The sequence below is a fragment of the Streptomyces sp. DvalAA-14 genome (genome assembly GCF_900091855.1).
Taxonomy (GTDB): Bacteria; Actinomycetota; Actinomycetes; order Streptomycetales; family Streptomycetaceae; genus Actinacidiphila.
In genome coordinates this window covers 1-9049 of sequence record NZ_FMCH01000502.1, presented here as the reverse complement: position 1 = coordinate 9049, position 9049 = coordinate 1, and the positions used below count along the sequence as shown (strand labels likewise).

10 protein-coding genes are annotated in these 9049 nt (G+C 73.2%); all 10 read left to right on the top strand.

Features of this window, described 5'->3' with window-relative positions:
- Positions 1-1519 (top strand): endolytic transglycosylase MltG (gene mltG, locus GA0115240_RS26840; protein ID WP_093740516.1); only part of this gene is annotated, 1519 nt, incomplete at its 5' end.
- Positions 1516-2358, top strand: a complete 843-nt coding sequence (locus tag GA0115240_RS26835) for a shikimate dehydrogenase (protein WP_093740514.1) — start codon at positions 1516-1518, stop codon at positions 2356-2358. The genes mltG and GA0115240_RS26835, both read left to right, overlap by 4 nt.
- A 132-nt stretch (positions 2359-2490) precedes the next feature.
- Complete coding sequence (gene aroC / locus GA0115240_RS37705) at positions 2491-3675, top strand: chorismate synthase (protein ID WP_093740512.1); 1185 nt, start codon at positions 2491-2493, stop codon at positions 3673-3675.
- Complete coding sequence (locus tag GA0115240_RS26825) at positions 3672-4202, top strand: shikimate kinase (protein ID WP_093740510.1); 531 nt, start codon at positions 3672-3674, stop codon at positions 4200-4202. Before aroC ends, GA0115240_RS26825 begins: the two co-directional genes overlap by 4 nt.
- The gene (gene aroB, locus GA0115240_RS26820; protein ID WP_093740508.1) at positions 4199-5305 is read left to right on the top strand and encodes a 3-dehydroquinate synthase; all 1107 of its coding nucleotides are present in this window, start codon (positions 4199-4201) and stop codon (positions 5303-5305) included. The genes GA0115240_RS26825 and aroB overlap by 4 nt, the downstream gene beginning before the upstream one ends.
- Positions 5302-5748: a type II 3-dehydroquinate dehydratase gene (gene aroQ / locus GA0115240_RS26815; protein WP_093740506.1), complete on the top strand. Its 447-nt coding sequence runs from the start codon at positions 5302-5304 to the stop codon at positions 5746-5748. Before aroB ends, aroQ begins: the two co-directional genes overlap by 4 nt.
- A 258-nt stretch (positions 5749-6006) precedes the next feature.
- Complete coding sequence (locus tag GA0115240_RS26810) at positions 6007-6582, top strand: AAA family ATPase (RefSeq protein WP_370673378.1); 576 nt, start codon at positions 6007-6009, stop codon at positions 6580-6582.
- Between the two features lie 99 nt (positions 6583-6681).
- A complete protein-coding gene (locus GA0115240_RS26805; protein WP_093740504.1) occupies positions 6682-7791 on the top strand; it encodes an aminopeptidase P family protein in 1110 nt (369 codons plus the stop codon).
- Positions 7792-7844: 53 nt separating this feature from the next.
- The gene (gene efp, locus GA0115240_RS26800; protein ID WP_093740502.1) at positions 7845-8411 is read left to right on the top strand and encodes an elongation factor P; all 567 of its coding nucleotides are present in this window, start codon (positions 7845-7847) and stop codon (positions 8409-8411) included.
- A gap of 2 nt (positions 8412-8413) precedes the next feature.
- The gene (gene nusB / locus GA0115240_RS26795; RefSeq protein ID WP_093740500.1) at positions 8414-8839 is read left to right on the top strand and encodes a transcription antitermination factor NusB; all 426 of its coding nucleotides are present in this window, start codon (positions 8414-8416) and stop codon (positions 8837-8839) included.
- Positions 8840-9049: the final 210 nt, after the last annotated feature.

Genomic DNA, 9049 nt, shown 5'->3' with positions numbered 1-9049 from the left:
CCAGCAGGATCCTTACGGCGGGCAGCAGCCGCCGCAGGACCCGTACGGACGCCCCGACTTCTACGGGCAGAACGGCTACCCGCCCCCGCAGCAGCCGCAGTACCGGCAGCAGCCGATGCCGGGGCAGCAGGGACAGGTCCAGGGCCAGCCGATGCCGGGCCAGCCGCAGCAGCCCCAGCCGGGCCAGCAGGCCCCGCAGCCGGTGCCCGGGCAACCCGTCCCGGGGCAGCAGCCCGCCCCCGGGCAGTCGGTTCCCGGGCAGGCCCAGCCGGGCCGCCAGCAGGAGCCCGGCAGCCGCCCGCTGCGCACCGCGCCCGCCAACACCGGCAGTTGGGACGACGAGCAGGAGGGCGACCCGCGCGAGCACGCCTTCTTCGCCGACCGCGACGAGCACGACGCCGAGGACGCCGCGGAATCCCTCGCCGCCGCGGCCGACAGCGGCCGGCGGTCCGGCAAGTCGCAGCCCAAGACCGGCAAGAAGCGCCGCAGCGGCTGCGCCTGCCTGGTCGTCGTCGTGGTGCTGGCCGGCGGTCTCGGCGGCGCGGTCTTCTTCGGCCACAGCTTCTACGAGAGCCACTTCGGCCCGGCCCCGGACTACACCGGCTCGGGCACCGCCACCAGCGTCCAGGTGGAGATCCCCACCGGCGCGTCGGCCACCACCATGGGCAACATCCTGAAGAAGGCCGGCGTCGTCAAAAGCGTGGACGCCTTCGTCTCGGCCGCGAACAAGAACAGCAAGAGCCGGGCGATCCAGGCCGGCGTCTACGTCCTCAACGCGCAGATGTCCGCCGCCGCCGCGGTGACACTGATGCTCGACCCGAAGTCGCAGAACGCCCTGATCATCCCCGAGGGCTGGCGCGCCACCCGCATCTACGAGGCGATAGACACCAAGCTCGGACTCAAGAAGGGCACCACCGCGGCCCAGGTCAAGGGAGTCAACCTCGGGCTGCCGGCCTGGGCGAAGGGCTCGGTCGAGGGCTTCTTGTTCCCCACGAAGTACAGCGTCGCCAAGTCCATGAAACCGGTGACCCTGGTCAAGGACATGGTCAACCAGGCCAAGGCCGAGTACACCGAGGACGGTCTGGAGGACGCCGCGAGCAAGTCGGGGCGGTCTCCGCTGGACCTGGTCAAGATCGCCAGCCTGGTGCAGGCCGAGGCGCAGGAGGCCGGCGACTTCGGCAAGGTGTCCCAGGTCATCTACAACCGCCTCGACCAGGGCATGACCCTCCAGTTCGACTCGACCATCAACTACGCGATGGGCCGGTCCACGCTGAACACCAGCAACAAGGACACCCAGTTCGACTCGCCGTACAACACCTACGTCCACAAGGGCCTGCCGCCCGGACCGATCGACAACCCCGGCCACGCGGCGATCGAGGCGGCCATGAACCCGACCGACGGCAACTGGCTCTACTTCGTCACGGTCAAGCCCGGCGACACCCGCTTCACCGCCAGTTACGCCGAGCACCAGAAGAATGTGCAGGACTTCAACGACTACCAGAAGACACACGGCGGATGACCGCGGCACACCGCGCCGCCGTGCTGGGCTCGCCCATCGCGCACTCCCTGTCGCCCGTGCTGCACCGCGCCGCCTACGCCGCCCTGGGCCTGACCGGCCGGCGCTACGACCGGTTCGAGGTGGACGAGGCCGCGCTGCCCGGCTTCGTCGAAGGGCTCGACCCGGCGCAGTGGGCGGGCCTGTCGCTGACCATGCCGCTGAAGCGGGCGGTCATCCCGCTGCTGGACGAGATCAGTGACACCGCGGCGGGCGTCGAAGCCGTCAACACCGTGGTCTTCGGGGCCGACGGGCGGCGCCGGGGCGACAACACCGACATCCCCGGCATGATCGCCGCCCTGCGGGAACGCGGGGTCACCTCGGTGCCGTCCGCCGCCGTGCTCGGGGCCGGCGCGACCGCCTCCTCCGCGCTGGCCGCGCTCGCCCGGATCTGCACCGGCGAGGTGACCGCCTACGTCCGCGGCCCGGCCCGCGCCGCCGAGATGCGGCAGTGGGGCGAGCGGCTCGGAGTCACCGTACGCACCGCCGACTGGGCCGACGCGCTCAAGGCGCTGGCCGAGCCGCTGGTGATCGCCACCACCCCGGCCGGCGCCGCCGACCACCTCGCCGGCGCGGTCCCCGACCACCCCGGCGCCCTCTTCGACGTCCTCTACGACCCCTGGCCGACCGCCCTGGCCGCCGCCTGGTCGGCCCGGTCCGGGGCGCTCATCGGCGGCCTCGACCTGCTGGTCCACCAGGCCGTCCTCCAGGTCGAGCAGCACACCGGCCACCGCCCGGCCCCGCTCGCCGCCATGCGCGCGGCAGGCGAGGCGGCGCTGGCCGGGCACCGCCGCCAGCCGTAGGGCGGGCGGGCCGCGGGTCCGTACGCTGGACGGGCGTCCGGGGGGCGGGGGCGGGCGTGGGAGGATCGGGGCAGCGCCGGGACGCCGACGGGGGCGGACCACCACGGCATGTGTCGAGTCGAAGGAGCACCGTTGAGCAGGCTGCGCTGGCTGACGGCGGGGGAGTCGCACGGCCCCGCACTGGTCGCGACACTGGAAGGGCTGCCCTCCGGCATCCCCGTCACCAGTGACCTGGTCGCGGACGCCCTGGCCCGGCGGCGGCTCGGCTACGGACGGGGCGCCCGGATGAAGTTCGAGCGCGACGAGGTGACCTTCCTCGGCGGGGTACGGCACGGCCTGACCATGGGCAGCCCGGTGGCCATCATGATCGGCAACACCGAGTGGCCCAAGTGGGAGCAGGTCATGGCCGCCGACCCGGTGGACCCGGAGATCCTCGCCGGGCTGGCCCGCAACGCGCCGCTGACCCGGCCGCGCCCCGGCCACGCCGATCTGGCCGGCATGCAGAAGTACGACCTGGACGAGGCCCGCCCGGTGCTGGAGCGGGCCAGCGCCCGCGAGACCGCCGCCCGGGTCGCCCTCGGCGCCGTCGCCCGCTCCTACCTCAAGGAGACCGCGGGCATCGAGATCGTCTCCCACGTGGTGGAGCTCGCCAAGGCCAAGGCGCCCTACGGCGTCGTCCCGGTCCCCGCCGACCAGGAGCGGCTGGACGCCGACCCGGTGCGCTGCCTGGACGCCGACGCCGCCAAGGCGATGGTCGCCGAGATCGACCAGGCCCACAAGGACGGCGACACCCTCGGCGGCGTGGTCGAGGTCCTCGCCTACGGGGTGCCGGTCGGCCTCGGCTCGCACGTCCACTGGGACCGGCGGCTCGACGCACGGCTGGCCGCCGCGCTGATGGGCATCCAGGCCATCAAGGGCGTCGAGGTCGGCGACGGCTTCGAACTCGCCCGGGTGCCCGGCTCCCAGGCGCACGACGAGATCGTGCCCACCCCCGACGGGATCCGCCGCGCCACCGGCCGCTCCGGCGGCACCGAGGGCGGCATGAGCACCGGCGAGGCACTGCGGGTGCGCGCCGCGATGAAGCCCATCGCGACCGTGCCGCGCGCGCTGGCCACCATCGACATCACCACCGGCGAGGTCGCCCAGGCCCACCACCAGCGGTCCGACGTGTGCGCGGTGCCGGCGGCCGGCATCGTCGCCGAGGCGATGGTCGCCCTGGTGCTCGCCGACGCCGTGGCCGAGAAGTTCGGCGGCGACTCGGTGGCCCAGACCCGCCGCAACGTCCAGGACTTCCTCGACCACCTGGCCATCCGGTGACCGCCGCCGCGGGCGGACCGCCCGCCGTCGTCCTGGTCGGCCCGCCGGGAGCCGGCAAGTCCACCGTCGGCCGGGCACTGGCCGAGCACCTCGGCCTCGGCTACCGCGACACCGACGCCGACATCGAGGCGCTGGCCGGCAAGCCGATCGCCGAGATCTTCATCGAGGACGGCGAAGCCCACTTCCGCGACCAGGAGCGCGCCGCGGTCCGCGCCGCGCTGGCCGGACACGACGGCGTGCTCTCCCTCGGCGGCGGCGCCATCATGGACGCCGGCACCCGGACCCTGCTGGCCGGGCTGCCGGTGGTCTTCCTCGACGTCGGCCTGCGCGACGCGGTCCACCGGGTGGGCCTGGACGCGCCCCGCCCGCTGCTCGCCGTCAACCCCCGGCAGCGCTGGCGCGAGCTGATGGAGCAGCGCCGCCCGCTCTACACCGAGGTCGCCCGCGCCGTCGTCACCACCGACGACCGCACCCCGCAGGACGTGGCCACCGCCGTCCTGGACGCACTCCAACTGAAGGACGCATGAGCGAGAACCCCCTGGCCGCGCCGCCCACCCGGATCACGGTCGGCGGCACCGCGGGCACCGAGCCGTACGAGGTGCTCGTCGGCCACCAGCTGCTCGGCGAACTGCCCGGGCTCATCGGGCCCAAGGCGCTGCGGGTGGCCGTACTCCACCCCGAGGCACTGGCCGGCACCGGTGAGGCCATCCGCGAGGACCTGGCCGAACAGGGCTACCAGGCCATCGCCATCCAGCTGCCCAACGCCGAGGAGGCCAAGACCGCCGAGGTCGCCGCCTACTGCTGGAAGGCGCTCGGCCAGACCGGCTTCACCCGCACCGACGTCATCGTCGGCGTCGGCGGCGGCGCCACCACCGACCTGGCCGGCTTCGTCGCCGCCAGCTGGCTGCGCGGGGTGCGCTGGATCGCGGTGCCCACCACGGTGCTCGGCATGGTCGACGCGGCCATCGGCGGCAAGACCGGCATCAACACCGCCGAGGGCAAGAACCTGGTGGGCGCCTTCCACCCGCCCACCGGAGTGCTGTGCGACCTGGCCGCGCTCGACTCGCTGGCGCCCAACGACTACGTCAGCGGTCTGGCCGAGGTCATCAAGGCCGGCTTCATCGCCGACCCGGCCATCCTCGACCTGATCGAGTCCGACCCGGCCGCCGCCCGGGATCCGCGCGGACCGTACACCGCCGAACTCATCGAGCGTGCCATCCGGGTCAAGGCCGAGGTCGTCTCCGCCGACCTCAAGGAGGCCGGTCCGCGGGAGTTCCTCAACTACGGCCACACCCTGGCGCACGCCATCGAGAAGAACGAGCGCTACAACTGGCGGCACGGCGCCGCGGTCTCCGTCGGCATGGTCTTCGCCGCCGAACTGGGCCGGCTGGCCGGCCGGTTGGACGACGCCACCGCGGACCGGCACCGCAGCGTGCTGGAAGCGGTCGGGCTGCCGCTGACCTACCGCGGCGACCAGTGGCCGAAGCTGGTGGAGAACATGAAGGTCGACAAGAAGTCCCGCGGCGACCTGCTGCGCTTCATCGTCCTCGACGGCCTGGCCCGGCCCACCGTGCTGGAGGGCCCCGACCCGGCGGTCCTGCTCGCCGCCTACGGCGAGGTGTCCTCGTGAGCCGCCCGGTCCTGGTGCTCAACGGACCCAACCTCGGCCGCCTCGGCTCCCGTGAGCCGGACGTCTACGGCGCCACCTCGTACGCGGGCCTGGTCGAGGAGTGCGGCAAGCTCGGCGCGGAACTCGGCTTCGACGTCGAGGTCCGCGAGACCAACGACGAGGCCGAGCTCATCGGCTGGCTGCACGAGGCCGCCGACGGGCGGATCCCGGTGATCCTCAACCCGGGTGCCTTCACCCACTACTCGTACGCGATGCGCGACGCGGCCGCCCAGCGCACCGCCCCGCTGATCGAGGTGCACATCTCCAACCCGTACGCCCGCGAGGAGTTCCGCCACACCTCGGTGGTGGCCGCGGTGGCCAGCGGCACGGTGGCGGGCTTCGGCATCGGCTCCTACCGGCTCGCCCTGCGGGCGCTGTCGGACACGATGCCCGCCACCTCCTGAGGCGGCGGCGCCGCCGCGGGGCCGGGCGGCCCCCGGAGCCACCCGTTCACCCAACGCGCCCGCGCGCCCTGTACCGTTCGGGGTCGAACGGTGTGTTACCGGTGGGGCGGCCGGCGGAGCCTCCGGGACGGGATGGAGTGGGGCGAGATGCAGCATCCTGCGGGGGCGCCGCAGCCGGGGCACCTCGGCCCGCGGACACCGCCCGGCCCAGCCGCCGGAAACGGTACCGGGCAGTTCCCGCTCGGGACGCCCGGCCCCGTGCAGCCGCCCGCCCCGCAGGGGCCGATCGCCGTACTGCTGATCGGCGCGGCCGGCGCGGGCAAGACCACCATCGCCCGGCACTGGGCGGACAGCCGCCCCGCCCCGACGGCCCACATCAGCCTGGACGACGTGCGCGAGTGGGTGCGGTCGGGTTTCGCCGACCCGCAGGCCGGCTGGAACGAGCACTCCGAGGCGCAGTACCGCCTCGCCCGCCGCACCTGCGGCTTCGCCGCCCGCAACTTCCTGGCCAACGGCGTGTCCTGCATCATCGACGACGCGGTCTTCCCGGACTGGCCGGTGGTCGGCCTCGGCGGCTGGAAGCGGCACGTCGGCGCCGGACTCCTGCCGGTCGTCCTGCTGCCGGGCCTCGACACCGTGCTGACCCGCAACGCGGGCCGGTCCGGCAACCGCCGCCTGTCCGACGACGAGGTGGCCCGGATCCACGGCCGGATGGCCGGCTGGTACGGCTCCGGGCTGCCCATCATCGACAACTCCCAGCTCGATGTCGCCGCCGCGGCCGCGGCCCTGGACCAGGTGGTGGCCCGCGCCGCCCAGGGCCCGCCGGTGCGCTAGCCCGGCCCCGCCGGACCGCGGATCCATGAGCCCGCCGGGGCGTCCCACGGTCGGCGCATACCGGGGGCCCCGCTCGGAGCGAAGCCTTACGCTCACGACATGGCCGACGTGCATACGACCCGCAGGGCCCGGCTGCGCGACCGGTGCGCGGCGACCGGGGTCACCGCCGCCCTGGTGACCGGAGCCGCCAACGTGCGGTACCTCACCGGCTGCGCCCCGCAGGGCGCCGCACTGCTGGTCGGGCCGGGTCCGGAGGACACCCTGGTGCACCTGCGCCCGCCGCCGGAGGACCCCGAACGGGACGAGCCGCCCGACGACCTGCGCTCGATCGTGCTGCCCACCCCGGACGGCGACGCGGCCGTGGCCGCCGCCGAACTGGCCGGGGAGCAGCACGCCGACTCGCTGGCCGTCGAGGAGCACCACCTCACCGTCAGCCGCCACCGCGCGCTGCGCTCGGTCACCGGCGGCCTGCCGCTGTCCGATCTCGGCGGCGCGGTGGAGCAGCTCCGCCTGGTCAAGGACGAGCACGAGATCGCCGCGCTGCGGATAGCGGCCGAGATCGCCGACCAGGCACTCGGCGAGCTGCTGGAGTCCATCCTGGTCGGCCGTACCGAACGGCACCTCGCCCTGGAGCTGGAGCGCCGCCTGGTCGACCACGGCGCCGAGGGCCCGGCCTTCCCGACCTCGGTGGGCACCGGCCCGAACTCGGGCACCGCCCGCCACCTGCCGACCGACCGCCGGGTCGAGGAAGGCGATTTCCTCACCGTCCGGCTCGGCGCCCGCTACCGCGGCTACCGCTGCGAAGTCGGCCGTACCTTCGTCATCGGGACCGCTCCCGCGTCCTGGCAGATCGAGTTGTACGAGCTGGTCTTCGAGGCCCAGCGGTCCGGCCGTGAGGCGCTGGCACCCGGTGTGGCCTGCCGTGACGTCGACCGGGCCACCCGGCAGCCGCTGATCTCGGCCGGCCACGGCGAGGGCCTGGCGCCCTGGTCGGGCCACGGTGTGGGTCTGGAAATCGACGAGGACCCTCGGTTGTCGCCTGCGGCCATGGGTAAACTGGACGCTTGCGTGCCGGTCACCGTCGAACCGGGAGTCCACCTTCCGGGCCGCGGCGGCGTTCGGATCGACGACACGCTCGTCGTACGCCCCCTGGCGGACGGCGGACCCGAGCTACTCACCATCACGACCAAGGAACTGCTCGCTCTGTGACGGGCGCGGGATTTCCTGGTCCCGAAGCAGCATTTTCAGGAGATTCCGCAACCGTGGCCACCACGAACGACCTCAAGAACGGCCTCGTGCTCAAGCTCGACGGCGACCAGCTCTGGACTGTGGTCGAGTTCCAGCACGTCAAGCCCGGCAAAGGCCCCGCCTTCGTGCGCACCAAGCTGAAGCACGTGCTCTCCGGGAAGGTCGTCGACAAGACCTTCAACGCGGGCCTGAAGGTGGAGACCGCCAACGTCGACAAGCGCGGCATGCAGTTCTCCTACAAGGACGGCACCGACTTCGTCTTCATGGACACCCAGACGTACGACCAGATCAACGTCACCCCCGAGGTTGTCGGCGACGCCGCCAACTACCTGCTGGAGGGTTTCGAGGCGGTCGTCGCGATGTACGAGGGCGCGCCGCTGTACATCGAACTGCCCGCCTCGGTGGAACTGGTCATCGAGTACACCGAGCCCGGTGTGCAGGGCGACCGCTCCACCGGCGGCTCCAAGCCCGCGCGCCTGGAGACCGGTTACGAGATCGGTGTGCCGCTGTTCATCACCACGGGTGAAAAGGTCAAGGTCGACACCCGGACGGGCGACTACCTCGGCCGGGTGAACAGCTAACCGTGGCTGCCCGGAACAAGGCCCGAAAGCGCGCTTTCCAGATTCTGTTCGAGGCGGAGCAGCGGGGTGCGGCCCCCACGTCCGTCATGGCGGACTGGATCAGGCTCGCCCGGACCGACGACCGGCAGCCGCCGGTCACCGAGTACACGATGCAGCTGGTCGAGGGGTACGAGGCGCACGCGCCGCGGATCGACGAACTGCTGGCCGGCTACTCGGTCGGCTGGACACTGGACCGGATGCCGGTGGTGGACCGCAGCCTGCTCCGGCTCGGCACCTATGAGCTGCTCTGGGAGGACGACGTCCCGGACGCGGTGGTGCTGGACGAGGCGGTGCAGCTCGCCAAGGAGTTCTCCACCGACGACTCGCCGTCCTTCGTCAACGGACTGCTCGGCCGGCTGTTGGAGCTGAAGCCGACGCTCAAGCGCTAGGCCCCCGGCGCACCCGGTGGCGCTGTGACCAGGCCCGACAGCAGAAGATGAACAATATTCTGCTTCGGGCCTGGTGCGTGTCGGCGGACCTGGCCTAGATTCCGGCGCATGCCGCACGAAGCCCGTCACCCGGCCGGCCCGGACCCGGCCGCCGCTCCGCTCGGCCCGGACCCGGCCGCCGTCCCGCCCGCCCCGGACCCGGCCGCCCTC

Coding starts and splice junctions, on each gene's coding strand:
- GA0115240_RS26835 (WP_093740514.1), top strand. CDS start 1,516: ATGACCGCGGCACACCGCGCCGCCGTGCTGGGCTCGCCCATCGCGCAC.
- aroB (WP_093740508.1), top strand. CDS start 4,199: ATGAGCGAGAACCCCCTGGCCGCGCCGCCCACCCGGATCACGGTCGGC.
- GA0115240_RS26805 (WP_093740504.1), top strand. CDS start 6,682: ATGGCCGACGTGCATACGACCCGCAGGGCCCGGCTGCGCGACCGGTGC.